Annotated in this window: 24 protein-coding genes and 4 pseudogenes; 10 read left to right on the forward strand and 18 right to left on the reverse strand. The window is 68.1% G+C overall.

Annotation, left to right across the window (positions count from 1 at the left end):
- Window positions 1-429 precede the first annotated feature (429 nt).
- Window positions 430-1689, forward strand: a complete 1260-nt coding sequence (locus tag OTB20_RS17050; protein ID WP_267818438.1) for an MDR family MFS transporter — start codon at window positions 430-432, stop codon at window positions 1687-1689.
- A gap of 385 nt (window positions 1690-2074) precedes the next feature.
- Here OTB20_RS17050 and OTB20_RS17055 read toward each other — a convergent pair.
- Window positions 2075-2551 (reverse strand): annotated as a pseudogene (locus OTB20_RS17055) (IS6 family transposase); the annotation flags it as partial.
- Between OTB20_RS17055 and OTB20_RS17060 the strand changes: the two are divergent.
- Both OTB20_RS17060 and OTB20_RS17065 read left to right on the forward strand, forming a co-directional pair.
- Window positions 2541-3083 (forward strand): hypothetical protein, encoded by a 543-nt coding sequence (locus OTB20_RS17060; RefSeq protein ID WP_267818440.1) that lies wholly within the window; start codon window positions 2541-2543, stop codon window positions 3081-3083. The pseudogene OTB20_RS17055 and the gene OTB20_RS17060 overlap by 11 nt on opposite strands.
- A complete protein-coding gene (locus OTB20_RS17065; RefSeq protein ID WP_267818441.1) occupies window positions 3080-3697 on the forward strand; it encodes a hypothetical protein in 618 nt (205 codons plus the stop codon). Before OTB20_RS17060 ends, OTB20_RS17065 begins: the two co-directional genes overlap by 4 nt.
- On the opposite strand, the gene OTB20_RS17070 is transcribed toward OTB20_RS17065, so the two are convergent.
- The gene (locus OTB20_RS17070; RefSeq protein WP_267818442.1) at window positions 3685-4275 is read right to left on the reverse strand and encodes a hypothetical protein; all 591 of its coding nucleotides are present in this window, start codon (window positions 4273-4275) and stop codon (window positions 3685-3687) included. The genes OTB20_RS17065 and OTB20_RS17070 overlap by 13 nt on opposite strands.
- Before the next feature lie 541 nt (window positions 4276-4816).
- Here OTB20_RS17070 and OTB20_RS17075 point away from each other — a divergent pair.
- Window positions 4817-4996 (forward strand): annotated as a pseudogene (locus OTB20_RS17075) (repressor LexA); the annotation flags it as partial.
- A gap of 163 nt (window positions 4997-5159) precedes the next feature.
- On the opposite strand, the gene OTB20_RS17080 reads toward OTB20_RS17075, so the two are convergent.
- The 7 genes and pseudogenes from OTB20_RS17080 to OTB20_RS17110 all read right to left on the reverse strand — a co-directional run bounded on the left by OTB20_RS17080 (window position 5160) and on the right by OTB20_RS17110 (window position 12477).
- Window positions 5160-5588 (reverse strand): hypothetical protein, encoded by a 429-nt coding sequence (locus tag OTB20_RS17080; RefSeq protein ID WP_267818443.1) that lies wholly within the window; start codon window positions 5586-5588, stop codon window positions 5160-5162.
- On the reverse strand, window positions 5585-7747 hold the full coding sequence (locus OTB20_RS17085; RefSeq protein WP_267818445.1) for a hypothetical protein: 2163 nt from the start codon (window positions 7745-7747) through the stop codon (window positions 5585-5587). The genes OTB20_RS17080 and OTB20_RS17085 overlap by 4 nt, the downstream gene beginning before the upstream one ends.
- Window positions 7744-9558 (reverse strand): hypothetical protein, encoded by a 1815-nt coding sequence (locus OTB20_RS17090; protein ID WP_267818447.1) that lies wholly within the window; start codon window positions 9556-9558, stop codon window positions 7744-7746. Before OTB20_RS17090 ends, OTB20_RS17085 begins: the two co-directional genes overlap by 4 nt.
- A gap of 80 nt (window positions 9559-9638) precedes the next feature.
- Window positions 9639-9881, reverse strand: coding sequence for a hypothetical protein (locus tag OTB20_RS17095; protein ID WP_267818449.1), 243 nt, complete (start codon window positions 9879-9881; stop codon window positions 9639-9641).
- Window positions 9859-10428, reverse strand: a complete 570-nt coding sequence (locus tag OTB20_RS17100) for a hypothetical protein (RefSeq protein WP_267818451.1) — start codon at window positions 10426-10428, stop codon at window positions 9859-9861. The genes OTB20_RS17095 and OTB20_RS17100 overlap by 23 nt, the downstream gene beginning before the upstream one ends.
- 45 nt (window positions 10429-10473) lie before the next feature.
- On the reverse strand, window positions 10474-11010 hold the full coding sequence (locus tag OTB20_RS17105; protein ID WP_267818453.1) for a hypothetical protein: 537 nt from the start codon (window positions 11008-11010) through the stop codon (window positions 10474-10476).
- A 45-nt stretch (window positions 11011-11055) separates the two neighbouring features.
- Window positions 11056-12477 (reverse strand): annotated as a pseudogene (locus OTB20_RS17110) (NF041680 family putative transposase).
- A 399-nt stretch (window positions 12478-12876) separates the two neighbouring features.
- Between OTB20_RS17110 and OTB20_RS17115 the strand changes: the two are divergent.
- Window positions 12877-13659 (forward strand): annotated as a pseudogene (locus tag OTB20_RS17115) (IS5 family transposase).
- A gap of 916 nt (window positions 13660-14575) precedes the next feature.
- Here OTB20_RS17115 and OTB20_RS17120 read toward each other — a convergent pair.
- From OTB20_RS17120 to OTB20_RS42770, 6 genes are all read right to left on the reverse strand, one after another.
- On the reverse strand, window positions 14576-15016 hold the full coding sequence (locus tag OTB20_RS17120) for a DUF4259 domain-containing protein (protein ID WP_267818455.1): 441 nt from the start codon (window positions 15014-15016) through the stop codon (window positions 14576-14578).
- A gap of 597 nt (window positions 15017-15613) precedes the next feature.
- Window positions 15614-16012 carry a hypothetical protein gene (locus OTB20_RS17125; RefSeq protein WP_267818456.1) on the reverse strand — a complete coding sequence of 133 codons (399 nt, stop codon included), beginning with the start codon at window positions 16010-16012 and terminating at the stop codon, window positions 15614-15616.
- A gap of 176 nt (window positions 16013-16188) precedes the next feature.
- Window positions 16189-16506, reverse strand: coding sequence for a hypothetical protein (locus tag OTB20_RS17130; RefSeq protein ID WP_267818458.1), 318 nt, complete (start codon window positions 16504-16506; stop codon window positions 16189-16191).
- A 36-nt stretch (window positions 16507-16542) separates the two neighbouring features.
- Window positions 16543-16782 (reverse strand): barstar family protein, encoded by a 240-nt coding sequence (locus OTB20_RS17135; protein WP_267818460.1) that lies wholly within the window; start codon window positions 16780-16782, stop codon window positions 16543-16545.
- A 362-nt stretch (window positions 16783-17144) separates the two neighbouring features.
- Window positions 17145-17609: a hypothetical protein gene (locus OTB20_RS42765; protein WP_420716424.1), complete on the reverse strand. Its 465-nt coding sequence runs from the start codon at window positions 17607-17609 to the stop codon at window positions 17145-17147.
- Window positions 17609-17866, reverse strand: coding sequence for a hypothetical protein (locus OTB20_RS42770; RefSeq protein ID WP_420716425.1), 258 nt, complete (start codon window positions 17864-17866; stop codon window positions 17609-17611). The genes OTB20_RS42765 and OTB20_RS42770 overlap by 1 nt, the downstream gene beginning before the upstream one ends.
- A 384-nt stretch (window positions 17867-18250) precedes the next feature.
- Between OTB20_RS42770 and OTB20_RS17145 the strand changes: the two genes are divergently transcribed.
- Together OTB20_RS17145 and OTB20_RS17150 are read left to right on the forward strand one after the other, a co-directional pair.
- Window positions 18251-19105 carry a HEAT repeat domain-containing protein gene (locus OTB20_RS17145; RefSeq protein WP_267818463.1) on the forward strand — a complete coding sequence of 285 codons (855 nt, stop codon included), beginning with the start codon at window positions 18251-18253 and terminating at the stop codon, window positions 19103-19105.
- Between the two features lie 6 nt (window positions 19106-19111).
- Window positions 19112-19441, forward strand: coding sequence for a HEAT repeat domain-containing protein (locus tag OTB20_RS17150; RefSeq protein ID WP_267818465.1), 330 nt, complete (start codon window positions 19112-19114; stop codon window positions 19439-19441).
- A 3-nt stretch (window positions 19442-19444) separates the two neighbouring features.
- Here the strand turns inward: OTB20_RS17150 and OTB20_RS17155 are convergent, their stop codons facing one another.
- Window positions 19445-20155 (reverse strand): hypothetical protein, encoded by a 711-nt coding sequence (locus OTB20_RS17155; protein ID WP_267818467.1) that lies wholly within the window; start codon window positions 20153-20155, stop codon window positions 19445-19447.
- Window positions 20156-20299: 144 nt separating this feature from the next.
- Between OTB20_RS17155 and OTB20_RS17160 the strand changes: the two genes are divergently transcribed.
- A complete protein-coding gene (locus tag OTB20_RS17160) occupies window positions 20300-20860 on the forward strand; it encodes a hypothetical protein (RefSeq protein ID WP_267818469.1) in 561 nt (186 codons plus the stop codon).
- An 859-nt stretch (window positions 20861-21719) separates the two neighbouring features.
- Here OTB20_RS17160 and OTB20_RS17165 read toward each other — a convergent pair.
- Both OTB20_RS17165 and OTB20_RS17170 read right to left on the reverse strand, forming a co-directional pair.
- Entirely contained in the window at window positions 21720-21881 is a 162-nt protein-coding gene (locus OTB20_RS17165; RefSeq protein WP_267818471.1) for a hypothetical protein, read from the reverse strand.
- Between the two features lie 805 nt (window positions 21882-22686).
- Window positions 22687-24480: a cellulase family glycosylhydrolase gene (locus OTB20_RS17170; RefSeq protein WP_267818472.1), complete on the reverse strand. Its 1794-nt coding sequence runs from the start codon at window positions 24478-24480 to the stop codon at window positions 22687-22689.
- Between the two features lie 741 nt (window positions 24481-25221).
- Between OTB20_RS17170 and OTB20_RS17175 the strand changes: the two genes are divergently transcribed.
- On the forward strand, window positions 25222-25404 hold the full coding sequence (locus OTB20_RS17175) for a hypothetical protein (RefSeq protein WP_267818474.1): 183 nt from the start codon (window positions 25222-25224) through the stop codon (window positions 25402-25404).
- 163 nt (window positions 25405-25567) lie between these two features.
- Complete coding sequence (locus tag OTB20_RS17180) at window positions 25568-25771, forward strand: hypothetical protein (protein WP_267818476.1); 204 nt, start codon at window positions 25568-25570, stop codon at window positions 25769-25771.
- The last annotated feature ends 150 nt before the right edge of the window (window positions 25772-25921 follow it).

Genomic DNA, 25921 nt, shown 5'->3' on the forward strand with positions numbered 1-25921 from the left:
TGGCCTCCCGGCCGACCAGCAGGGGCACGGTCTGACCTCAGAAGTCGATGCTTCCGGCGTCGAAAGTGCTCACCTGCTGGCGGCTACGGAACCAAGCATTCCCCGGTTCCGCAGCTCCCATTAGGCGCTGTCGTCGACGTGGCAACCGTCGCAGACTGATGATTCGTCACAAACCAACGCTTTCACGGTGATTGTCTCCATTCAGGCGTATCCACCCCCGCCCCGCACCGGCACGAAAGGTCACGACTACGGCTGCCGTGCCTGATGGTTCATTTGTCGCGTTCGCCGCCTCGCCGGCCGGCTGCGGGAGTAATATACAGCAGCGGTGATCACTGCTTACACTTCTCGGTGACCATGCAGCACCACCGAGGGGGTTTTGTGTTCGCCCTGCCCAGCCCGACATCCGTGTCACGAGCCGTGAAGGGTGCGGTGTCCGGTCTTCCGAGCCAGTTCTGGTGGCTGTGGACGAGCACGCTGATCAACCGACTCGGTGGCTTCGTCACCACCTTCATGGCGCTCTACCTGACTGCGGACCGCGGTCTCTCGGCGAGCTTCGCGGGCCTGGTCGCCGCTTTGTACGGGGCCGGCGGAGCGGTCGCCTCGGTGCTGGGAGGTGTGCTGGCGGACCGGGTCGGCCGACGTCCCACACTGCTGGTCTCCCAGCTCGCGACAGCCGTGGTGATGGCGATACTCGGCTTCGTGCGGGAGCCCGCGGTCATCGCGGTGCTGGTCTGCGTGCTCGGGGTCGCCGCCAACGCGGCGAGGCCCTGCATCCAGGCCATCATCGCCGACCTCGTGCCGCAGGAAGACCGGGTCCGCGCGTTCTCGCTCAACTACTGGGCCGTCAACATCGGCTTCGGTGTGGCGTCGGCCGCGGCCGGACTGATCGCCGAGCGCGGTTATGTGCTGCTGTTCCTCTGCAATGCGGTGTCCGTGCTGGTATGCGCAGTTGTGATCTTCTTCAAGGTTCCCGAGACCAGGCCGGAGATCGTGGCCGACAAGACCGGCGGCACGCTCGACGCCGCGACGGCGGACTCGGCCGGCAGTCCCGCCATCGGCCTCGGCACCGTGCTCCGCGACACCAAGTTCATGGCGGTCGTGGGCCTGTCCTTCCTCTTCGCGATGGTTCTCATGCAATACACCACCTCGCTGCCCGTCACCATGGGAAAGGAGGGCTTCTCCAGCGCGGACTACGGCTTCGTCATCGCCATGAACGGACTGGTGGTCGTCCTCGGCCAGATCCCCGTGAACAGGGGACTGCGGCACGTCAAACCCATCACGGTCCTGATCGTGGCGTCCCTGCTCACCGGCTTCGGCTTCGGACTCACCGGCCTCGCCCACTCGGTCCCCATCTACATCGTGACCGTGTGCATCTGGACCCTCGGCGAGATCATGCACAACCCCACCAGCATGGCGCTCGCCGCCGCGCTCTCCCCGCCCACCGCTCGCGGGCGCTACCAGGGCGTCTACTCGCTGTCGTGGTCCGGCGCGACCTTTGCGGGACCGCTACTCGGCGGGTTCCTCATCGACAGCTTCGGCGCCGATGCCCTCTGGGCCGGGTGCGCGGTGGTCGGTGCGGCGGCCGCCGTTGGCTACTGGCTGCTGAGGACTCAGCTGGCTGACGTGATCGCGCCGGCCGCCCCGGTCGAGGCGAAGCCGGAGGAGAAGGAGGTCGGCCGCAAGGCGTAGCCGGCCCGGGTCCCGCTCGACGCCGTGGCAACCGGCTGGCAGCGCGGCATCTGACGCACAGTCGCGGGGTGGCGGCTTCGAACGTGACCCCGCCCTTGTCGATGACCTCACCCGCCCTGCTGAGAGCTGGTGAACGGTGACTCACCGGATGCCGACCGCGTTGTCGGGTCGGCGCTCTGGCGAGACCGGCATCACCCCGGCATGATGATCAACCGTGCTGCTGCGACTTTCCTGTCTGAGTGTGACAAACGCGTTCCTGGTGCTGCGTCTGCTGCCGATGAGCGACCGCTCGGCTCAGTCCTGCCCGAGAGGTAGGCGGGGTGCTGTCACGTTGTCGGGGGTGTGATCGCCTGAGGGCATGCCGGAGGCGGGCGTGGCCCGGTGTTCAGGCGATGGCGGGCATGCCGGTGGCGGCGGTGATGTGGTTCCAGATGGTGAAGCGGATGGTCATCTCGAAGCGGTAGTGGCCGGCGGTCATCAGATGCCGATGGGGCCGGAAGTGGGGTGAGATCCCGGAGAACGCGGCCATGAAGCGTTGCGCCCCGCCGGGGCTGCGGAATCCTTTCATCGCGCGTTCACGCTGTCTGGTGGGCTGGTGGGAGTTCTCCGCCCGGTTGTTGATCCCCTTGTGGGAACGCTGCTCCACCGACGACATGACCTCCCGGTGGGCTGCGCCGTAGGAGCGGAGCTTGTCGGTGATGATCACCCGGGGCACCGAACCGGTCGTCTTGAGGAGTCTTCGGAAGAAGCGCCTGGCCGCGGCCTTGTCCCGCCGGTTCTGCACGAGGATGTCCAGGACGTTGCCGTCGGCGTCGACGGCTCGCCACAGGTACTTCCACTCGCCGTTGATCTTGATAAACACCCGCGCCCGTGAGGACTGGCTCCGCCGGCTGCTGCGCGCCCAGCTCCAGATCCGCACCCATGGGCCCGACTACGTCCGCGGCCTGACCCTGATCAGCATGGAGGAGCTGCACGCGATCCGCCACGAGTGGGTGGTGGTCAAGCACGAGGTCGAGGACACCCTTCCCCGTATCTACCAGGAGGAGACCGGTGAAGCCTTCCCCGGCCCGGCCACCCTGGACGGCGGCTTCGGCTTCGACGCCGACGCGATGGCCGTGCTGCGGGAGGTCTGCGGCGACGAGGGCCTGTACGAAGGGGTCCGCGCACTGCTCGGCGTGGAGCGGCGCTTCCGTACCTCCACCCGTCGCGCCGGCCTCTTCGGCGCCCTGGAGAAGACCGTCACCCGGCACATGTTCACCGGCGAGGACGACGCCCTCGACTTTGCCGTTACCCGCGAGCAGATCCGCACCGGCCTTTACGATCAGGCTGACGCCGATCCGGCGGACGCGGGCGCCAGTGGCACCGGCCAGCAGCCTCCGAAGGAGAATCCGTGACCGATCAGCTCCCCGCTGCCGATGCCCCCGTGCCCGAACCTGGCCTGCCGTGTGCGGAATGCGGGGAGGACCTGCTGCCCGTCGGTGCGCGTTTTGTCTGCGGGAACGGGCAGTGCGCGGAGTTCGGTATGGAGAAGCAGGTGTGGCGTGCGCTGCGGGCGGCCGGGGTGGCGGCTCCCACCGCCGCTGGGCTGCCGCGGCCGGTCCACCACGGTCTGCCGGTCCCATGGGTGGCCGCGTGCACGTCGACGAAGGTCTGGTGGCGCGCGATGGATGCCGGGCGTCTGGCTCTCGCCCAACGGGAGTGGCGGTGCCAGGTGTGCGGTCTTGCCCTGTCCGAGCGCGCCTGGGTCCTGGCCACCCCCTCCGGCGCCGTGCTCCAGGCCGCGCTGCACGAGAGCTGCAAGGAACTCGCGCTGCGGTTCTGCTCTCACCTGTCCAGCGACTCGACGAAGGCCACGGCCCATCTGGTCACCCGCGATCAGCTGACCGCCGACGGCCTGCCGCTGCCAGAGGCGGTCCCCTCCGACCCCGACTTCCTTCAGCAGTGGGAGCTGGCCGCAGCCCGACCGACAGCGGTCACCCGTTGCAGCGCGGCGGGTCAGCAGCCGTAGGACTTCAGGATCTGGATGGACTTCGCATCGGCCGCCGTAAGCCGCTCAAGGCCGCCCCGGACAGCGTGATCCAGCACCAGCGGCTGGTACGCCTTGTCGATCGGGGTGACGGTCATCCGTCCCGAGCCCGGTTCGTCGTAGGTGATCTGCGACGACTTCGGGAACTCACGCTCACTGCCGTACGGGGTGGCGTGCAGGCAGTGGCCCGGCCCTCCGAGTTCACGGTGGTATCGGGCCATCTGGTCGGGGAAAACGTAGGCGGCGGCCTTCGGGGCCGCGGCGCCCGCGCAGCACAAGAGCGCCGTGGCAAGGGCGATGTGCCACCAGTGCGCGCCGAAACGCCGGAACACCGCCTTGGCCGCGAAGAACACGGTGAACGTCGCGGCGACCGTGACCGCGCTGATGACGGTGTACGCCGTCGTGCGGTGGTCGCTCAGGAGCTGGGACTCCAGCACGAAGTAAGCGGTCCCGACCAGGGCGACCCACATGGTGCCCACCGCGATCCCGCCCGCCGGTGCGGTGTAGTCCGGTTCCCCCCGGCTATTTCGGGAGACCCGAATACGCGAGGCGAGCGCCACATTTCCCCCTATGCCCGATCAGACCTCTCTCGGTCTGCCTTCGATGCACAGTACGACACGCCTCTGACAGACCGGAGCCGTCTTCACGCCCTTCGTCAGCCGAGCCCGCCCTCCCGACCGTGACATCGAACGATGCTGCGCACCTGGACAGGGCCACCCGCCACGGCGCGGCGACAGCGCCTCGTACCAGTTCCCGCACGACCAGCCTTCGCACCGGCCGCTGTCCTGTCACGAGTGTTCGTGGCCGTTTGGCCCGGTGAGCGGAAACAGCGGTCTCGTGCGTGCGCGTCCGCGGAACCGCGCCTCGGGCCTTCTGCGCCGAGGCGGCACGTATCGACCCCTGCCGGTGCAGGGTGACGGCCTCTTCGGCGGCTAGAGGGTCGGGGTCAGCAAGATCGCGATGGCGGGCAGGACAGGCGCGGACCGAAGTCGGCGGGCTGCACATATCGTGCCGCAGTCCCTGGCGGCCACCGAAAGGGCGTTCCATTTTGTCGGCGGGTGGGGCTACTGTCCTGATACGCAAGATCGCAAGGGGGCACAGATGACTTTCGCAAATCACCGGCCGGGCCGGCCACCGGGCATCCGGGTAGGGCCCCACGGACTGACACCACGCCAGCAGGCCATCTTGGACGCCATCGCCGAATCCGTCACCAGCCGCGGATATCCGCCCTCGATGCGCGAGATCGGTCAGGCCGTCGGTCTGTCCAGCACGTCCAGCGTTATGCCGCTAGTTCCATCGGTCCTTCGCTGAGTCCAGCGGCCGCATAGTGCCTGCTCAGGGCAGGCAAAGCTCTGAGTTTAGGTGCAACAGTGTTGTGGTGCGTGTGATGGGCTTGCTGAGGCATCGAGGCGCGTGGTGATCAGACGCTCGCTCAGGGCGGTCCTCATGGCATACGGGGCCGACGAGGTAGTGCTCGGACTTTGGCGGCTTGCTCCTCGCGGCCAGACAGAGCGGTGTTCTCCAGCGTGAGAAGGCTGACTGCGGTCGCGTAGATGGCGAGTCGCTCTTCCAGGACACGGCAGCGGTCCTGAAGCTTGGTGTGCTTCTTCTTCAGCTCCTCGAAGGCGTCCGCGGCTCGGACGTGGGTCGCCCGTTTCGCCTCGGCTTTGGCGGCTTCGCTTTGGAACAGGTCTTTGAGGTCAGAATGCTGGTGGGTCAGGTGCCAGCGTTTGACGTCGGCTTCAACCGCGAGCTGGGAGACGTTCAGCCGCCCTGCGGATCGTTGCGGGGTGCCGGCGAACAGCCGGTTCATCGCGGCCAGGATGGCCCGGCGGACGGGGTCCGGTTCGCTGTCGAACGGGAAGCTGGTCACCGGGTGTCCCGTCCTTCTTCGTGGGCGTCGATGATGGTGTTCAGGCGGGCCAGTTCGTGCCGCTCGCGCTCGTGGCGGTAGGGCGGGGCGAGGGGGTCAGCGACGATCTCGGCCAGCGCGTCCCGCTGCCGCCGGACGTACTCGATGTCGCGGTCGGTGCGGGACAGGTTCAGGCATTTGGGTCGGCAATCGTCCGTGTCGGGGGTGACCATGGGGTCGTCGACCGCCCCGCGGAGCTGGCAGGCGGCGGTGGCGGGGTTCAGGACACAGGTCATGCCGTCACCGTGGTGAATCTGCAGGAGGGTGTTGCCGACCAGGTCGCGGGCCTGCCGGTCGCTGGTCAGCACGAGGCCGGCGAACTCGCGGGTTGCCGCGTTCACCCGATAACGGTAGGCGTCGGCGGCCGGACCACTGACGTGCTCGCCCGCCGCGAGGGCCTTCTCGTCCTCGGCCAGGCCCTCGAGCCGAAAGAGCCAGTCCTCGAATGCGTATTCGTCGGGAAATCCGGATTCGTAGGAACCCGCGTAGCCTTCCAGCATTCGTGTATGGGCATGGCCATACTGCACCGTGGCCGCGACCAGCCCTCGTGGTCTGCGGCGAATGAACCAGGCCAAGGTGCGCCGGAACCGACTGGCGGTCAGCCGTCCGCGGCCGTCGTCCGGGATCAGGTCGGTGCGGCCCAGCACCTGGCACTCGGTGTTGACCCAGGCTGTGAACCCGGCCAGGTCGTCGCCGATCGGCGTGCTGGTGCGCGCGCCGCCCTGCCGCTTCCAGGATGCTGCCCGCATCAGGTAGGGCTTGATGTGCTTGGGGAACAGCAGAGGGCTGTCGTGGAGCCGTTCCATCACCGCGACGGCGCGGGCGACGACCTCGATGACGACCCACGGGTCGGGGCGGATCATCCCCTCGGGGATCTTGTTGCCGTCCTTGTCCTTGGCGCCCTTGAAATACAGTCCTTCCATCAGCCACAGACCAGTGTCCTTGTCACGGTGGACGCAGCCGCGCCGCAGATTGAGCACCTCTCCCATTCGGGCGCCCGAGAGGTAGGACACGACCACGAAGCCAGCCGTGGCCAGATGCCGGGTCAGGGCCGGGGACTCGTCGAAGGTGATCTGCCGCCGCCACGGCTTCGAGTCCAGCAGGCCCGTGATCGGCGTACTGAGCACGAGACCCTCGGAGATCGGCAGGCCAGATTCCCGCACTATCTCTCCGACCGGCGTGTGCTGGATCGCCGAGCGGGTCTCCAGCTGCATGGCCAGGTAGGACCACCGGATCTGCAGAGTCCCGTCTTCGTCCCGGATGCCTGGCAGTGATTCGCCCCGTTCCCGCAGGCCCTCGAGGTGTGCGGAGACCTGCGCCCGCAACTCTCCCCTCCGGCGCCGCAGGCCGGGTTGCCGTAGGCGATCCGCCACGAGAGGGGAATCCGGCCGGCGACTACGCAGGTCTAGGTACTCGACATTGGCGGCCACGATGTCCTCGGCGAAGTCCTCGATGAACCGGATCGACCAGAGCAACAGCAGCTGCATGGTCTGCTCGCCGATCCGGCGGGTCAGGTTCACCCGGCCCTTGACGGAGCGGCCCAGCAGATCCTGGCTGGCCTCGCCGTCCCAGGGCGGTGCCGGCGGCAGCCGCATCTCGGCGGGCAAGAGGTCACGGTTGGCCCAGAGCCTACGGATTTCGCGCAGGAACGCGTAGCGCTGGTGGAGTGAGACTTCCTCGTCCTCGAGATAGTCGAGGTAGTCATCCAGCATTTGAGGTGTGACCTGCGAGAACGTCGTCACCCCCTGTGTCGTGAACCAGGTGAACACGAACTGCATGGCGCCGGTGAAAACCCCTGCGACGGTGGTGACCGCGATCCGGACGCCGGGCGCACGGCGTACCGATCTGGGCTGGGGATGGTTCAGCAGCTGCCAGACATAGTGCTTGGCCGCCGACCGCAACGGGGCCGGGACCAGCCCGAAGTTCACGCAGTCGGAGTTGGCGTGCTCTTCGAAGATCCCCGGATTGAGGTCCCAACGGTCCTCGCCGAACCGCGACAGTCGGGCCAGGTCAGTGCCCGGCCTCAGTTCACGGTTGAACAGCACCAGGGTTTGCGGTCCGGGCCAGTGGGTTCCGGGCGGGACTTCGCCCCAGGCGTTCAGGGGCAGTGGCGTGCTCATCGCAGATCCAACTCCCGGTTCAACAGCCGCCCGACCAGAGCCTGGTCTCCGTCGGTGAGGTCGTGACGTGCGTCGTGGACCGCGGCTTCGCCGTGCTCGTTCATGATGTCGGCGAGCTGGGCGTGCGGGCCCGCGAACCGCTCGGCCCAGGTGAGGGCGCCCATCTGCTCGCGCCGTTCCTCCAGTCGGTCGTGCAGCAGCACCTGGACCGGCAGATGCCGTGGCAGAGCGCGGGCGCACTCGCATCCCAGACATACGAGGAACGATGCCGGGCAGGGCTGGCCGACCTGCCCGTGGGTGCCGCCGGTGTGGTCGCTGCAGGCCGCCACGACGGTGTCCAGCCGGCCTGCGATCATGCGGGTCAAGGTCGGGACGTCCAAGCCCTGCTCGGCCGCGACCGCCTCCGGGGCGGTGCGGGCCCGCTCGACGTCGGCCGCCGACATCACCGCGACCGCGCCCCGGGCGCGCGCATGGGCCACTTCCGAGGCCAGCGTGTCAGCGACCACCTTTCGGTACTCCTTGACGTTGCCCCGGTTGCGGACCAGGTAGGTCCGCATGGTCTGCTCGGAGTGGGCGACCGGCCGCTGGTGCAGTTCGATGAAGGTCAGCCGCAGCAGATCCAGCCGGACCACCAACGGCACCGGTTGGTCCTCGTCGTCTGCGGCATCGGCCGTCAGTCCCCATGCCTTGCTCCGGCGCCCGACCTGCGGTCCGCTGGCAGGGATCGGTCGCAGTCCGCGGCCCTGGCCGCAACCACCTGACTGGGAATAGCCGACCAGCAGGCGAGGACCGCCGACCAGCGTCCGTGAGCGGGCCGTCAGCTCGTGCAGCAGCACGTAGAGGCCGAAAGCGGTGTGCAACTCGTCCTTAGCCGAGACCTCGTCGGGCTGGTCCGGGATACTGATCCAGTCCGGGACCTCCGTCAGCGCCAGGTCCATGTAGGCACGTCGGCCCCGCCGAAGCTTGCGCAGGCTCACGATCGCCGTCCCGGCTGCTCCGCTATAGCCGTCGGCCCGGTGGTGGGTGGCCGGCGTCTTCAAGATCACCTCGGGGTTCTCGCCGGTCAGCACCCCCAGCAGCACCGCCGCGGCCGCGACCTCGTCCGACGACAGATGCAGCCAGCAGATGATCTCCTTGACCGTGCCGTGGCGAGTGATCCATCGCTGCTGGGACAAGTTTTCCTTGCCAGGACCCGAAACCCGGACCGTGCGGGGGACATCGCCGAGCCGGTCTACGGAGTCCAGGAGCCTCCACCGCTCCTGCACCCGGATGTCCCCGCAGCTGGTGATCTCGCCGGCACGGATCTGCCGCAGCGTCTCGCGGTTGGCCCGGATGCGGGCCGCAGCGACGCGCAGGTCCTTGCGGGCAGCCTCCGCGATCCGCTTGAACTCCGCCCGGCTGTAGCTCGCCTTGGGTTCCATGTCCGGCCGCGGCGCGAAGGGCACTTCCATCCGACCGGCGAGGCGTTCGCCCACCCCCTCGGCCCGGGCCAGCACCCTGACGAACTCGGCCACCTCCTGGCCGCTGCGGGCCACATGCGCGCGGTGCTTCAGCATGCCGTCAATGTGCTCTGGCATCACGTGCACCATCGCCGTCGGCGGCCAGGAGAGCGTGGACACGTACCGGTCGAACAAGAACACCGCGCGACGGGATTTGTTCATCGACTCCAGCGACGTCAATCCGGCGCCGGGGGCCGTGCGCTTGACGAAGGCGGCCACCAGCGCATCGCGCAGGCCGGCCGCCATGGTCAGGGAGGAGAAGTCATAGTCCTTGCACTCCTCCCCGTCCTGGCTGAAGCACCGCACCACCACCCGGCCGTCCTCAGCCGGCAGAAGGCCATGACCTGTCCGGGGGCCGGCCCCCGGCAGCGACGCGCGCCGTCCCCGCCCGCTCACCGTGCGACTGCCAGCGGATCGGTGAGCACCCGCGGATGGCCGGTGAACACGTCGGCCATGAACGCAGCCACCGGGAATCCCGCCGCATGGGCCAGGAACGCCTCGACGTCCAACGTCAAAAAGGGCTCCAGATAGACGCTCTTCGTCGTGTCCACGCTCCGATGACCGAGCATCGTCTGGACCAGGTGCCAGACATCCCCGAACTGCTCGCGGAAGTCAGCCCGCTCGGACTCGGTCATGTGCCCGAACCGGGCGGCCTGCACCAGCTTGCCAACCGAGTACCACTTCAATGCGAGCGAGTGACGGAGCATATGGGCGGTGCAGCTGAAGTGCTCCAGCCCCAGCAGCTTGATCCTCTCGTTCGCGGCGTCGAAAGTGTGCTCCCAACCCCGCCCGTCGCGCGGCAGGCCGGTCCTCGTTCAACCACAAGGCCACCGGCTCCAGGCCCTGCGGAGTGCGGTGGAACAGGCGCAGGCGCGTTCGTGGACCCACGTCGTTCCAGGCCATGCGCTTGGCGCCGCCCCGGGTGCCCTCCAGCGTCACCGCGTCGGTGCCGTGCGTGGCCAGCACGACCCGCAGACCGGGCACCCGCTCGTAGCGGCCTGCCACCTGGGCGCGGCGGACCGCGGCGGACCGCGCGCCCTCCCGGTAGGCCAGCACCCCTTTCAGGACCGAGCGCGGCATCCAGTACTTGTGCCCGTACCCACCCTTGGCGCAGGCCTCGGCCAGCTCCAACGTGTAGTAGGCCCGCTTCCGGTCGTAGATCGGCAGTTCGGGGATGGCCACGCTCGCCCATTCCGCGACCCGCAGCCCATGACCGTAGCTTGTCGTTTAACCCGAGTGCCGGGGCCTGACCTGCTGTCCGGTGGGGATGAATGCGGCCACGTAGTCCTCGAACCCTTCGTGTAGACCCCATTCCTCGCGGGACATGGCGGCTTCGTGTCTGGCTCGGGAGTCTTGGCGGCCCTTGGCGTAGACGTGGACGGTGTAGATCGTGGTCGGGTCGAGCTGCAAGGCTGGGACATGTCCCTGGCTACCTGTAAGCCAGCCCGCAGCTGGTGCGGCAGAGCCGGTGGTGGGGCCGTACATGCTCATCCGCCCGCCTGAAATCGGCAGGTAGGGCCGCGTGCCGAGTAACTGCCAATGCTTGGACTGTTGGACGGGCTCGGCCTCGGTGAGCATGAGGGTCACCCAGGCGTCATGGGACTGGACGCAGCTGACGATCGTGAGCTGGCCGGGGGTGACGATCACAGGCTCGTCGGTACGGAAGTCAGGTGTCTGGTCGACACCCTCCAACACGGTCTCGATGTGCTCGTTGATGTAAAAGTGCGAGTACTCGATGCTGACAACGCCGCTGACTATGTCCATGTCTGGACCGTACGTCGTCATCACACTGGAGTGAGATGAGGTTGCCTAAGACGTGATGCGTCTGGGTTTGGTGCCCTGCTTGTGGTGGCTGGGGCGCGAGTACGGTTCACCGGTTTTGAGGACGCGTCCGACGTCGTGAACGACAGCGCGAATGCCGTTCTTGGATCCGAGCGGGCGCCCGGGGCCTGGCCTGGCAGGTTTTGGTGCACCGGCTGGCTGAGGGCACTTCGCGCGGAGGTTCCTGAACCCGCGCCGGACTCGGGCGGGAGTGAGCTTGTTCGGTGCGGCGGGTCTCTCCCAGGGCCGCCGCAGGTCGGCAGTGAGAGGTCGGGCGAGCCGAAGTTGGGCGTGGACGGCGATGATCAGCCAGGTCCAGCGATCCGCTGCCTCGGGGAGACGGAGTTTCGGACGGGTTCAGCCGAGCGTCTGCTTGAGAAGGCGGAAGGTGTGCTCCAAGTCGAAGCGGCGAAGGAAAGCGTGCCAGAGCCGGTCGACATCCACCGGGCTCGCGTCGGTGCCGGACCACCACAGCCAGACCGGCTTGGGCTCGCCGCCCGTGGGTAGCCGATCAACCTTCAGGCGGATCACGGTGCCCTCAATGATCGGCAGTTCGGCTCCGTGGCTGAGCCAGGCCGCACGCCGGGTCAGTCTCGGGTGGAGACGGTCGAACGCGGTAGCCACCGCTGTGCCGTACCGCTCGGTGACCGTGGCTGTCCGGACGTCCGGCTCGCCCCAGGTGTCAGGCTGGCCGAAGACAAACTCGCCGCCATGCTTGGGCGGCCGGCCGCCCTTGGGGTCGTAGACCCTCGGCGGGGTCGGACGACGCATCACTCTGTCCGACCTCAGCCTGCCCAGCAGTTCCAACGGCAGATCCTCCAGCAGGAACGACAGCCGTTGGACGTCGTAACCCGCGTCCAGTACGAGGAGGATGTCAAGGTCACCCGGCTTCCACTGCCCGGCTGTCACCAGACGCTCGACGACGTCGCGGACCTGGGTGGCGGTGACGGCCGCGACATCGGCACCCGGCTCCAGGCGGACCGCGTCTAACAGCGCGGTCCAGGAGGTGCGGCCTACCTCCAGCGCCGCGACGATCGAGTACGGCCAGCCCGGGATCATCCGGTGCTCGTTCTTGCCGCGGCCGTAGGTATGGCAGAACGAGCGGTCTGGTGAAGTATTCGCGTCCGGCCGCAGCCACGGGCTGACATCCGCGGCCAGGACCAGCCGCCCATCCGTGGCCCTCGGCAGTGGCAGGCCAACCAGTGTCCTGCGAAGGCGGTCGATGTCGATCCGGCCCCGATTGAGCCCGGCATAGAGGGCGCCGTGGCCACGGCGGTGTTCGGGTGCGAGCGCGAGATCGACCAGAGTCCGAACCGGCCCATCGGCGCACAGGACCGCATCCGTGAGCTCGAACAGTTCGTCGCCGCGAGTGGTCAGACATAAGTAGAAGTCGGCCCGGAAGCGTGACAGGTCAGCGAGCGCATTCGCTTGGGCACCTGGAGGAGCAGACTCATGTCCACGGCCTTCGTGCTGGTCACATGCCTGATTCGATACGGCACACAATCGCGCGAAGACCGCCCACGTATCCAGTGAACTGTACAAACCCGGGTCAAGTTCGAGACGCCGTTCGACGCCGGACGTTAAACGTCAAGCTAAGAGGGCGTTTAGTTCTTGATTTAGCTGGTTTGTAGGCATATTGAGCCGCAGTTGGCTGGGGCTGTTGGGACTGGTGTGGTTGGTGGTGTGGGAGTGGTGGTCAGGCGGGTGTCTTGGTCAGGCTGCTCCCGTTTGGTCCCAAGACGCCGGGCTTCGCGCCGTCTGCTTCGGGCGCCGGTCCGCGCGCCTGGGTCACACGGGTAGTTCCAGAGCATGCCTGAACGTCGCCGCTATCCGAGTGACCTCTCTGATGCCCGATGGAAGCTCGTCGAGCCGGTCCTGAACGCCTGGAGATCCGAGCGCCGCGGCCGCGGTCTGGACATCGGCCGACCGCCCGACCACGACCTACGAAGTCTGCTCGACGCCGTCTTGTACGTGAACCGGACGGGGATTCCCTGGCGCTACCTCCCGCACGACTACCCGCACTGGAACACCGTCTACGCCTACTTCGCCCGCTGACAGGAAGGCCGGGAGGAGGAACCGACCGCATGTGTCATCGACTCACAGAGCATCAAAACCTCCACCAACGTCCCCGCCCGCGAGCAGGGCATCAACGCAGGAAAGAAGATCGTCGGACGCAAGCGGAGCATCGTCATCGACACCGTCGGACGCCTCCTCACCGTCCTGGTCACCGCCGCCAGCGTGCAGGACTCCATCGCCGGCCAGACCCTCATCGACCGGATCGCCGCCGAGTATCCGACCGTCCGCAAGACCTGGGTCGACGGCGGCTACCGCCAATACCTCGTCGAACACACCGCCACCCTCGGCATCGACATGCACATCGTCCGCCGCGACCCCACCACCAGGGGATTTGCCGTCCTACCGCGACGCTGGACCGTGGAGAGGACGCTGGGGTGGCTCATGAACCACCGCCGCCTCGCCCGCGACTACGAAGCCCACTCCCACCGCTCCGAAGCCATGATCCACCTCGCGATGATCAACCTCATGACCCGCAGACTCACCCACGAATCCACCCCCACATGGCGCGGAGCATGAAACAGGATCAACCCGGTAATCCGGGATAAAACAATGGGATGAAACGCCCTCTAAGCGTTCTCAGCCGCATTCAGCTGTCCAGGCGGTCCTGTGACTGCTCCATCTCCGGGCGTTGACGCGGACATGGGGCGGGGTGATCTGAGTGATGCCGAGTGGGAACGGCCGGCTACGGCCGTTCCTGCCGGTCAGCCACCTCGCCGCGGTCAAGACCTACAGCACGAAGCCACCGTGTCCCCGCTCGCCCGTTGCTGCGCCTCAGCCGGGCCACCCCAAGGCCATCAGCTTCCGAAACCCGGGCCGTCCTTCCGGCCCACCCCGATCGAGGGAGCGGTAACCATAGGCTCTGCCTTCCAGTTACCAGCCGGGAATCCCCCCTCACCCGACGAACACGAGGTTCCTGTGCGACCCGCCCATCTCCCCCTGCTCGGCCTGGCCGCCACGGCCCTGCTCGGCCTCGGCACCCCGGCCGCCACGGCAGACCCACCGCCGCCATCCCCCGCGCCCTCACCAAACTTCACGCCACCGCCGAGCGATATTGTCGGTGACTGCGCAGTGGAGGGCGAGATGAGAGTCTCCGGCACAGGATTCCTCACCTGCGACCACGGACGGTGGGTCTACCGGGACTGCGGCCCCGGCACCGCGGCCCGCCCGACCGTCGGCGGCATCGTCTGCGACTATCCGCCAACCCGGCCCGACGACAACCAGACGCCCCCACCGTCGTCGCCACCGCCACTGCCGCCTCCGCCGTCGCACGCATACCTCCCGCCGCCCCCAAGCGGCGACCCGTACCCGCCGTCGCCCCCCAACGGCGGCCCATACCCGCCGCCGGCTGCGGACGGGCGCTAGTCCTGTCACCGCGGCCCGCCTTCCCAGCAGCACAGGAGGCGGGCCGCCCACAACGCCACCCGAACAAGGGTCAGCCAACCATCGGACGGCGCAGCCGCTTGAAGCGCAGCGCGTGACACCACACCCCGCCCCGGTCGACAGCCCGGTCAGCGCTGATCTCCGCCACCAGATCCGGGCGGACCAGGGTCGCGTCCAGGACATCGCGGGAGCCACAGGACGCGGCGAACCGCACGCCCTCCCACGGGTGGCCGGGGCCGGCGGCGGCCAGGTGCTCCGCGACCTCGCAGGCCGCGTCCGGGCGCAGCGTGGTCGTGCGGCCGACCGTGCGCAGCCGCCCGGCCTGGTCGTGGCGGCCGAGGATGAGGAGCTGAGGGCGGGTCAGGGCCGGTGATCGCGCCGATGATGGCTTCGGTGGTATCTCGACGGCGGATCTTGGAGCTACCTCATCAAGATCACCACCAAAGTCCGCCGCGGTGTCGTTGTCGAAGGCGCCGACGTCCCAAGTGCCCATGGTCTCTCCTGATCACGATGTTGACCGGGGCATCCTGACAGAGGCCACTGACAGAAGCCGGGGGCCAGAGCGGGTTTTCAGCTGCATGTGACTGGTCGAGACAGATGTCGCATGGCCTCGATGGCCGTCACCCGTGTCAGCTCAGCGGGCTGCCATCATGCTCAGATGGCCCACGACATAGTGTTCTTCCTCGCCGCCGACGACGAGACCGCTGCTGCGACGCGCCTGCGGGGACCTGGTGGCCTTTGAGTCTGTGACCTGCCGTTTCATTGAACCGGACAGCGCCATCACCGAGTGGGACATGTACTTCCAGAAGCCTTCGGCCGAGGCCCCACCGGTTGATCAGCTCCTTGGGTGGGCGTGGCCAGAGTGGGTCACCGGCCCCTTGAACGATGGCGTTGAGTTGTTCGCTCTGCCGAAGTGACTGACCCGATCACTGGCCAACGCGAGCTCCGCCGAACTCGAAGAGCTCGCAGGCCGCTGGGCCACGCGCCTCCGATCCGAGGACGGAGACGACATGACCGACGATGACCTGCTGGCAGTCCTGCAAGGCGTTGCCTGCCTCGCAGCGTCTGCGGTGAATACGGGTGGCGGCCTCTACAGCTGGAGCTTCTGACCGGCGCTCCGCGAGGGACGCTCGTTCTTGACGCCGCTGCACGCCAGGAGCTCGGTCCCGGTGGCGTCGAAGTACAGGGTGAAGAACCAAGATCGGCTTGCTGCGACGATGTTGCCGGTACGCAGTTGCTCATCGCGGTGCCGGGCGCGGAGGATCTCAACGGTCTCGTCAAGGCCGACGGTCGTCAGGCCGATCTTCAACGACCGCCTCAGTCTTGTCGCAGCAATGCCAAGGACCATCCACTGTGGAGGCTGTCCGTCGTAGAGCATGACCTCGCCGCCGGCTGCGATGGCCTCGCGCGCTGCCTTGCAGGCACTGGTCTGGTCTTTGAGCATCGCAATGATGTCGCGCTGGCTTGGATTCTCGTCCTCGGTGGCCATGCGGCGACTGTAGAGACCGAACGCAGGCGTTGCTACAGGATTCGCCGTGACCTGCGCAAGGGCTTTGGGACAGCGGCGGTCGTAACAGGTAGAGCTGGAGACCGGCATGTCAACGATCAAGTAATTCGGCTCTGTCGGGGATTTTGTGATGGAGCGCGTCTGCCGTCACGTGCTCGTCACGCTGGTGACGGCAGCACAGGGTTCGCCACGGCTGGGTCAGCACCCGGCCAGTCCTCACCAGTGAGAGTCGCAGTCAAGCGCCCGTCCTGTACGGCCACCCCCACGTCCATGCCTTCAGCCGCGGCCTCGGCAAAAGCAGCTGGCGAGGTGTCGTCGAGGAGGAAGACGAAGTGCAGAGTGAAAGGCGGCCAGCTTTCGTACGGGACGCCATCGGCGTCGAGCTGCAGGTTCGCATTCCAGCCTGCCTGGCAAAGGACCGAGACGAACAGACCGAGGAACTCGACACCGAGCAGGTCATCGGCGTTGTCAATCACGACGGCGATGTCCTTCGAGTCGCCGCCGTGGCCGTGTCAGTCGTGCAGGCAGTCCACCAGGGCATCCCAGTTGCGGCCGAAGTAGCCAGGAAAGGACAGCTCTCGGGCAAAGGCAGCAAACAGCGAAGTTGGCTCTCGCAGCTCCCGGCCGTCCAACCGGAACACGCGCCCGCCTTGCTCATGGAGTTCGGCGGTTTGGGCGCTCACCCATCGGTCGTCAGCGTGAGTGAAGACGACCCAAGGAGACCGGCGCTCCGTAAGGGTGGGGATGTTCATGACGGAATCCTCGCACGGGTGTGCGGCGCCATTCAGTTGTCGCAGGGTCATGGGCTGAGGAGGATCCGTTGACGTAGGAGGTCGAGGTTTGCGCGGCCGTAGCCCATGCGTTTGAGGAGTTTGACGCGGGTGACGTCCTTCGACCTGGACCGAGCTCCATGGTGTGGACAGTCCGGCGGTGACGGCATCGAAGTCGCGTCGCAGGCCGCTGACCAGGGAGTGCAGTGCCGGGAGGTCGTCGCCCATGACGCGGTCCATCCAGTCGGGAAGTTGGTCTCCGCGGAGCTGGTGGAGCATCTCGGCGAAGTCGTGGACGTGGCGGGCTGCGGCGTCGAGGTGAGGGCAGACCGTGCGGATCTCCTTCAGTTCGGCGGCGTTCGCGGGGGTGAGGTGCTCCGGGTTTGTGAGGATCCACCGGACGACGCGTCGGGGCTTCGGCGCCGGCCTCGGTTGAGGCCGGGATACGCGCTGCTGCTTCCGCCCTGGCTGGCGGGGCGGTCTGAAAGCCCGGAAGTAGCGGCGGACGCACTGAACACCTCCGGTAAATCCGCGCTCTCGCAGTTCCCGGTGGAGCTGGGGGATGTCGTGACAGCCTTCCAGCCAGCGGGCAGAAGGTACGGCTTGTGCTCGTCCAGTACGGACAGGCGTCCGGTGGCTTTGGCCAGGAGTTCGTCGAGGCTGCCGGCGCGGGCGAACCGGCGGACAGCGGAGTGGTCGAGCCGCAGTATCCGGCCGATCGCCGCCAGGGATTTCCCCTCGGTCAGCAGCTTCTGGACCGCCGCGTAACGCTCGGCCGTGCGGGCCACCAGACGCCGGGGCTTGCCCATTACGTCAAGAGTGCCGTCGGGTGGAACGAACGGCACGGCCGCAGCCCCGGCCGACTCCGCCGCGACCGGGGCCTGCACGATCGCCTCCGCCGTGACCAGGGACTGGGTGAACGCCTCCCGGATACATCCGTGGTGGGATCCGACCAGCTCAAGCACTTGAAGCGTCGCACGATCAGCTCGATCACCATCGGGATACCGGCGACGGGCGCGTCACCGAGCCTCCGGACGTACCGGCCGTGCACCCGCCACGACGGCATCCCGCACCGCGGGCATCTCACCGGCAAGCTCTGACACCCGGCGCGAGCGTGATGACCCCGGCCGATCGCTTGATCGACTCGACGACAACTCCGGACAGATGCGGCAATAACCGCCCCAACGCCCCTGAACCGCACACCCGAAGACTGCCCAGCTCAACCCTGCGACATCACAAGATCCCCGACAGAGCCCGTAATTCCCCACGATCTGCATGATCAGCGTCAGGTACCTCCCCACCCTGGCGGTCAGGATTCCCCAGGGGGACGCTGACCGTTGATGGTGTCGTAACCAAAGACTGCCGGAGAAATGCCGAGATGATCTGGTATCCGACCGACCGCGAGGAAAACCCGTTGGCCGTCGGTGTTCCCTGCTGGAACGATCCTGGGATGACCGACCACCGTGATGCCGTCCTCCGCCTGTGGGGTCGCCAGCTCTACGAGCGTCAGAGCGAGCCGCTCGCCTGGGCGGAGGCGGTCCTGGAGGCCACCGGTCGCCCGCCGACCGCCGTCACCGCGGCGATGTCCGGCCGACTCGACGCCGTCGCTGATTCCCCATCGGACCGCGCACCACTACTGTTCCGTACGGTCGCCAAGCTGGCCGCGAACCTGCGGGGCGACGGCCGCTACGACGCGGACGTCGGCACCCGAATCGGCCCACTGGCCCTGTCGTTGGGCGAGCGCGAACCACCGCTCGCCAGCCCGCTCGGGGACGCACTCGGCCACCCGCCGGACGGGCCGACATCCCTCGTCACCGTCCACGCCGCCGAGTTGAGCAGGAACCGCACGATCCGGCTGCGGGCGATCGACGCTCTGCTGGAGTGGGCTGAGCTCGGCCATCCGCAGGCCCGGGCGGCCCTGTCCGAGGTCGCCTGCGACCACCGGACGCAGGATGTCACCGTCTGGACCAAGGCACTCAACCGGATCGCCCTGTTCGGCGACGCGAGCGTCGAACCCGGGCTACTGCGCGCGCTCGCCGACACCGGGCACCGCGGGGTGCGGTGGTCGGCGCTCGCCTGTGCCGAACTCGGCTTCCGCCGGGCGGTTCCGCTGATCACCGCTCTGCTGGAGCATCCCGATCCGATGGTCCGCGAGGGTGCCTGCGAGGCTCTCGGCCTCTTTGAGGAACCGGCCGCCGTGCCCGCGCTGGCAGCCCGGCTGAACGACGAGACCAACTGGGTACGCAGCAGGGCCGCCCTGGCGCTCGGCCAAATCGGCGGCGACCGGGCACTCGCTGTGCTCTGACAGGCCATGATGGAACACCGGAACCCGAAGGCCAACCATCTCGCCTCAGCGATCGCTGCCTTCGGCCCACCGGTGGTGGACGACCTGATCGCCCTCACCACCGATCCCGACCCGGACCTCCGAGCACTGGCCTGCCGCGCTCTTGGCTCCACCGCCGACGACCGGGCCCTGCCAGCACTGGAACACCTCGCCGCCCACGACCTCGCCAGAACCACCCTCGGCGGCCTCGTGGCAATCGCCGCCAAGCAGGGACTGCGGACCGCGCACCGCATTCGCGCGCGCACCGCATTCGCGCGCGCACCGCATCGACCTGAGCTCGACGCTCGTCTCGACTGACGTTCACTCTGAACCCCGTCGGTCGCCCTGACCGTACAGCGGCTGGGCGTGAGACGGTGGGAAATCGTCTGACGTTTGATATAGGGAATTGACTGACCGGCGACACGGCAACATAGCGGTCAATCGGTCAATGCCAAACCCTGGCTGCAAGAGGCCTTCCAGGCCCGCGACGTCGGTCCAGGACTCGAGCCACTCCCGCGCCACGGCGACGTCCGTGGTCATCGGGCAGAGCATCCACGGGGCCGTCAGGGCGCGCGCAGAGAAGAGCACTTCCAGTCGGCGGCGGCGTTCCCGGTAGGGAAGGGTGAGCAGCTGCTCGCCGTCCTGCTGCAACACATCGAACACCACGAAGTGGGCCGGCAGGCTGGCCGCGAGGGCGGCCGCGCCCCGGCTGCGGGCGGCCGCCCGGCGCTGCAACCCCTCGAAGCTCAAGTGGCCCGCCTCGACATCCCAGACCAACAGCTCACCATCGAGGACCAGGGCGCCGGGGAGCTGGGCGGCGGCGGCCGCCAGGTCTGGGAAACGATCCTGGATGAGAGACCCGCGCCGGCTCTGCACCAACACCCGCCCGCCCGGCCCGGCCGGGGTGAACACCAGCGCCCGGTGCCCGTCGAACTTCTGCTCATACGCCAGACCCGGGCCGCTGCGGGGCGGGGCCGGAATCGTATCGGCGGCCTGCGCCAACATCGGTTCAACCGGCGGTCTCAGGGTCATCCTGGAGCCTCCCTTGTCGTCCTCCCTTCCAGAGTCCGCCAGGCCAGACCGGCCGGTCCGCAATGCGTCCAAGGCGTCATCCATCCGAGGGGCAGGCGGGGCCGTCAGGCGAGCGGGGTCGCCTGCGTGCGGCACGGTGGCGGCATGCGCCGCTGGTCCCTCCCCCTGCTCCTGGCCGTCCTGCTCACGGCCCCCGGATGCGTCACCGTCCACCCCGCCCCGCTCCCGCCTCCCGGTGCCCGCGCCGCGGGGGCGGCCGATCACAAGCACCCGGCCGGCCCCCTGCCCGCCCGGCCCGTGCCCGGGGCGGCACTGCCGCTCTCACCCCTGCCCAAGCCTGCGCCCGCCGCACCGACGGCTCCCACCCCCGCGCAGGACCACGGACCCGGCCCCACGGCAACGGACCGCCAAAGCACCAGCGAGGCCCGGCGCACCGGGGCCGCTCCCCGCCGCCCGGCCGGGCCGGGAACGCCACGGGGCCGACGGGCCACCGCCCCCAAACGGGCCGCGCCCCCCGCAGCGAAACCGACGGCCCGCGCGCAGACGAAAGCCCGCCCCAAGGCCCCGGCGCCCCACCGGCCGGCCCGTCCCGCACCCGGTGCCGGTGCCGGTGCCGGTGCCGGGGACATGCGGGAGCTGTGCCGCGCCGCGCACGGCGTCACCAGCCCCGCCATCACCTCGCTGTGCCACCAGACCTACCGCTGACCTACGGCCCGCCACCTCGCACCGAAAATCGAACACATGATGGAATAGGGGGACCCCCGCACCGAGGAGCAGCGCCATGACCTCCCCCGCCCCCACTGCCAGACCGCAGGTCGCTACCTGGTCTCCCTCGCAGACCGGACCCTGTGCGTCCTGGCTTGTTGACTGCACTAACGGTGCTCGCGCCCCGGCGCCGTAATTCGGGGTAGGGCGGCAGTCAGACCCTGACCGCCCGTTCTCGACGACCAGGGCCAACCCGCTCGCGCCAGGCGTTCGGGGCCCGGGAAGCGGATCGCCGCGTCGGAACCCAGAGGAGCGAATGGAGGAATAACTACGCCTGGCTATGGGACAGTTCATGAAGCCGTGTCACCGGCTGCTGGGGGAAGGGCGGAATATGGTGGACGAGGGGGGCGGCTGGCTGACGGAGCGCCAGGTGAGCACCTTGTGGCCGGGCGTCGGTACTCGCTCGGTGTATGTGAATGCGCTGGCCCATGGGGTGCGGATCCATGCGGAGAGCTGGATGACCACTACGGGGTACGCCAGCAAGAGGTGGTATCACGCCGACGACGTGCGCCGAGTGGCCCCGCAGATAGCAGCCCAGCCACCCCTCAAGGGGCCGTCCCCGCTACCGTGCTGTCTACTGCTGATCGTTCTGGCAGCGGGACCTGTCGTGTGGCTGGTGATGGCAATACGACCTGTCTGCTGCTGATCGTTCTCGCAGCGGGACCGATCGTATGGCTGGTGATGGTTGTACGAAGCGGGCAGCAGAGGTCAAGCGTGTGGCTGCGCGGCCGGCCAGCCGCGAGATGCTGGGGTGTCAACTGCAACATCTCTGGCTCATTGGGCAGGGCGCTTCCGAGCCTCAAGGAGAGGCCGGACAGATGCCTGCACGCGTGGGTACGGCGTCCGCACGTCCGTAGCCGAGCACCTGGGTGATGACTTGCAGGAACGTGATGAGGTCTTCGGCCGGCGCTTCGATGACGGCCTTGATCTCGCTGTCGGTGCAGAGAAGCCACGCTCCCACCTGCCGTTACGGGATAGGGGCTTCGCCTTTGTGCCCGGCCTGCCGCGAGCGGCGCCGCGCCCAGTACGGAACCTGACCACCCCATCGCCTTCCGGCCCGCGGACGTGGTCGGCCACCTTCTGCGCGCTGACCGTATCCACCATTGGGCACCCGTCGCCCCGGCCTTGTTCCACCTAGCTCTCGTCCACACCCACGGACGGACCGCCGTCGAACGCGCCGAAGCCCACGCCGTACGCCGCCTGAACACTCGCTGAGACAGAAGCCCGAATTCGGTTCGTTGAGAAACGACTCGGTTGAGTGAGACGGGACATCACCGAACTTTGATCGATGGAAGCCCGGGTCACGAGCGGGCGAATGCCGCACCCAAGGCCGACGCTGCTCTACGGCTCCGCCGGGATCTGGCCAGCGTGATCAATCCCTCTGGCCACCGGCCCGCGCCCCGCAACGCTCCTCGCACCCCCGATGACCTCGCGCCGGGCCCGCCTCGCTGCCGAGCCGGCTGACACGCCCTGCACGGCCGCTGAGGCGCCACCAGCGCCCCGATCCCCCGGCCGGCGCACGTCGCACGCGGGTTCGCCCCGCAGCGGAAACCCCGGTTCAAATCCGGGCGCTGGCCGCCCACCCCACTCACCCTGTGAGTGGGGTCTTCTTGTCCCGGTCGGTGCGGGGTCTGCCACCGCGGGTAATGCACCTGGTCACCCCGGCGGGTGTTCCCTCTCCGGTTGCCGCTGGGCATGAGTTCCCGGGGCTTGCGGAGGGGGAACGGCGGGTCAACAGTTGGTGGTTGCGCGGTCAGCGGCTGTGGTCAGGCTGTGGCGCAGGGGCTACCGCTGAGGGTGAAGGTGGTCGGGGTGGTGTTCGTGCTGCCCCTGTTGGCGATGAAGCCGAGGACGACGGAGCCACCGGCGGGGATGGTGTTGGTGTAGGAGGCGGGGGTCACGCTCACCGAGCCGCCGTTCTGTGACGGGGTGCCGCCCCACATGTTGTTGATGCTCTGGCCGCCTGTGAAGGTGAAGCCGAGATTCCAGCTGTTGATGGCGGCGGTGCCGGTGTTGCGAATCACGATCTCGCCCTGGAAGCCGCTTCCCCAGTCCCCCGCGATGCGGTAGCCGACGGAGCAGGTGCCCGTCGGGGCGCCCGTGGTGGTGACGGCGACGGGGGCCGAGCGTGCGGAGCGGTTGCCGGCCGCGTCCTTGGCGTAGACGGCGAAGGTGTAGGCCGTGTTGCCGGACAGCCCCGTAACGGTGACCCGGTTGGACGCCGAGCCGGCCACCTGCGTCTCGGTGCCACCATGGACACCGACGACGTCGTAACCGGTGACACCCACATTGTCCGTGGACGCCGCCCAACTCAAGGTGGCGGATGTGGCCGTCACCTCGGAGGCCGTAGGAGTCCCGGGAGTGGTGGGCGCCGCGGTGTCATCGCCGGGACCACCGGGGTTCTGGCTGAGCAGGTGCGTCCTGAACCCTTCCCCGTAGGTGCTGGTCGGTGTGCCGTTCCAGTCCTCGATGAGCACACTGCCACCGCTGCAACCCCAAGGGTTCCAGGTCCAGGCCGTGTACCCGATCCTGTGGGTGTCCGCCCAGGCCATCACCTGGTCGATGTAGTCGTGGGCGCAGGTGTTCTGGCCGATCTCACCGGCGTGGACCGGCACCTGGGCGGCGACCGTGCCGATGTTGCTGTCCCAGCACGAGGTGGTCACGCAGCCGTTGAAGTTGTACGAGTGCCATGAGGCCATCAGATTGCCGGTGGGGTCGGTCGGCTTGAATTCCAGCCACCGGCTCAGGTTGTTGGCCCACTCCAGGCCACCCGCCATGATCACATTGGTGGCGCCCGTGTGGCGTACCGCGTCGACGAGGGTCTGCATGCCGGCGACCTGGTAGTTGATCCCGGCGCAGGTGCCGCCGTCTCGCAGGCAGGTCCACGCGGCCGTGGCGTCGGACCAGTTGTTGGCCGCGTCCGGGTACGGCTCATTGAACAGATCGAAGATGACCGCGTCGTTCCCCTTGAAGGTCGTGGCCACCTCGGACCAGAACGTCGGGGTGTAGCGCGTGTTCGGCATCGGCTTCTGACAAGTGGCCGCGACATCCGGGCATCCTGCGCCGGGCCCGGTGTACTCACCCCAGGTCCAGTGCAGATCGAGGATCACGTGAATGCCGTTGGCCACCAGCCGGCCCGTGTAGTCCTTGACCGCCTGCTGGTACTCCGCGGCGCTGGGTGCCGTCGCGGGGATGTTCTCGGTGCCCAGCCAGCACTCCTCGTTCAGCGGGAGCCGGACGGTGTTGATGTTCCAGGCCTTCATCGCATCGATGGCCGCTTGGTTCGTCGGCCCGTCGAATATCTCCTTGCCCTGGACACAGCCGAACTCCCCGCCGGACCGGTTGACGCCCAGGGGGCGGAACGGGGAACCGGACACGGTGACCAGGCGGTTGCCCGACACGTGCAGTTCCGGCGCCGCGGCGACGGCCGATGCCTGGCCGGCTGTGGCAAGTTGACCGGCCGCCGGTGAGGCGACCGCCGAGTCCGGGCCGCCGAGTCCGGCCACCGAACCCGTCACAAGCACTCCGACGACACCGAAGGCCCGAAGAGCTCTTCGCATGCTCATCACACTCCCTCAACCCGCGTATATGACTGATCGCCCCATATGGGCGCCAGTCGGCAAGAGACCGGCCTCAAAACGGTCGAAGCAACGTCTGCGTCAGCGAACGGGATCCGTGACACTCACCGGCTGCCGCACCGAGGCGATACCACTGCTGCTCCAACAGCGGGCGAGGCGCCTCTACCTGGACGACCTTCTCGACTGTGCATGACGGTGATCCGCTGGCGATGGGAGCGCTCCCATCGCCAGCGAGCGTAGACGCGCCAGACAGCCGGACGGAAGCTCTCTGCAGACACTTAATTTTTCCGGAGACCCTGAGGCCTCGAATTAGAGGTGCCGTTTCCCGAGGGCGCTTGCCCACAGGACCTAGCCTGCAAGAACGGTCCGATCGAGAGAACGGGGGTTCACACCCCCGGTGCTACCTCCGGTCCCCCGCTGCAAGCAACCGTTCAGCCCCCTTCCGGGTGCAACCCCGATCCGTCCCGCAGCCGGGGAGGGTAGACAGCGACGGGTCACACGGGAGTACCCGTGCGACCCGTCGCTTCACAGCGCTGATCAGGCACGGCCGTCTGGGTAGCTGGCTGCGTCGCGGCTTGATGTCCCCTTGCACGGCAGTAGGTACTGGACACCCAGACGGCATTCGACTTCCGGAGACTGAGTGCGCCTACGACAGAGGGGCTCATCCCCGCATACTGGGTCAGTGGCCACACGGGCCCCAGCGGTTGCAGCAAGGACTAGCAGATGAACGACTGGTCAATCGGGGACCGGGTCACGCTCACTACCGCAACAGACCACCCCGAGGACCCTGTGGGCGAGGTCGTCATGAAGACTGCGGACGGCGGAATCGTCGCCCTCTTCCCCCAGGCAGGCGCGGAGGTGCACCGGCCTGAAGATCTCGCACCCGCCCCTGAGCCACCCGTGTAACGGGACGCCCCACCGGGCAGCTCACCCAACTCCTCGCCGGCCAAGACCTGCTCCCGGTCAACACCGGCGACCGTACATACCGGGCCTCCAACGCCTCCAGCAAGGCGCGGGCCGGCCTGATGCCGAACGCTTTCTGTATCTTCCTCCGCCGCAGTCGCTGTCAGTGGGCCGACGAAACCCCGCACGGACAGCTCGACTGGACCCGGGCCCGCAGTGGAGCGCCCCCAGCGCCCGGGCCAAGGACGAGCCGAAGGACATGCAGGGCCGTCCGGCGCACGAGCGCAGCAGCCAGAACCCGCCGCGTGAGCGCGAGCGGGAGATGGACGACGACATGCGTGACGACGCGCTGGAGCGCGCCGCCACGTAGCGGGCCCGCCCGAACCGCGCCCTCGGGCGGGCCCTGCCATGTCCTCGCAGCCTGTCCAGTGGTGTGCGGCACCGTTGCAGAAGGAGATGTCCGCGACCGGCCGGACGTCCGCGTCGGCAGATGCGCCCAACCAGGCGAGCCGGCTTCGCC

The sequence above is a fragment of the Streptomyces sp. H27-H1 genome, assembly GCF_026627445.1.
Taxonomy (GTDB): Bacteria; Actinomycetota; Actinomycetes; order Streptomycetales; family Streptomycetaceae; genus Streptomyces.

What these genes read in the sequence shown, in the direction of transcription:
- OTB20_RS17120 (WP_267818455.1), bottom strand. Translation starts at nt 15,016, where the DNA reads ATGGGCACTTGGGACGTCGGCGCCTTCGACAACGACACCGCGGCGGAC.
- OTB20_RS17170 (WP_267818472.1), bottom strand. Translation starts at nt 24,480, where the DNA reads ATGCGAAGAGCTCTTCGGGCCTTCGGTGTCGTCGGAGTGCTTGTGACG.
- OTB20_RS17155 (WP_267818467.1), bottom strand. Translation starts at nt 20,155, where the DNA reads ATGACCCTGAGACCGCCGGTTGAACCGATGTTGGCGCAGGCCGCCGAT.
- OTB20_RS17145 (WP_267818463.1), top strand. Translation starts at nt 18,251, where the DNA reads ATGACCGACCACCGTGATGCCGTCCTCCGCCTGTGGGGTCGCCAGCTC.
- OTB20_RS17105 (WP_267818453.1), bottom strand. Translation starts at nt 11,010, where the DNA reads ATGGACATAGTCAGCGGCGTTGTCAGCATCGAGTACTCGCACTTTTAC.
- OTB20_RS17125 (WP_267818456.1), bottom strand. Translation starts at nt 16,012, where the DNA reads ATGGCCACCGAGGACGAGAATCCAAGCCAGCGCGACATCATTGCGATG.
- OTB20_RS17095 (WP_267818449.1), bottom strand. Translation starts at nt 9,881, where the DNA reads ATGACCGAGTCCGAGCGGGCTGACTTCCGCGAGCAGTTCGGGGATGTC.
- OTB20_RS42770 (WP_420716425.1), bottom strand. Translation starts at nt 17,866, where the DNA reads ATGCCGTCGTGGCGGGTGCACGGCCGGTACGTCCGGAGGCTCGGTGAC.
- OTB20_RS17160 (WP_267818469.1), top strand. Translation starts at nt 20,300, where the DNA reads ATGCGCCGCTGGTCCCTCCCCCTGCTCCTGGCCGTCCTGCTCACGGCC.
- OTB20_RS17085 (WP_267818445.1), bottom strand. Translation starts at nt 7,747, where the DNA reads ATGAGCACGCCACTGCCCCTGAACGCCTGGGGCGAAGTCCCGCCCGGA.
- OTB20_RS17150 (WP_267818465.1), top strand. Translation starts at nt 19,112, where the DNA reads ATGATGGAACACCGGAACCCGAAGGCCAACCATCTCGCCTCAGCGATC.
- OTB20_RS17175 (WP_267818474.1), top strand. Translation starts at nt 25,222, where the DNA reads ATGAACGACTGGTCAATCGGGGACCGGGTCACGCTCACTACCGCAACA.
- OTB20_RS17135 (WP_267818460.1), bottom strand. Translation starts at nt 16,782, where the DNA reads ATGAACATCCCCACCCTTACGGAGCGCCGGTCTCCTTGGGTCGTCTTC.
- OTB20_RS42765 (WP_420716424.1), bottom strand. Translation starts at nt 17,609, where the DNA reads ATGGGCAAGCCCCGGCGTCTGGTGGCCCGCACGGCCGAGCGTTACGCG.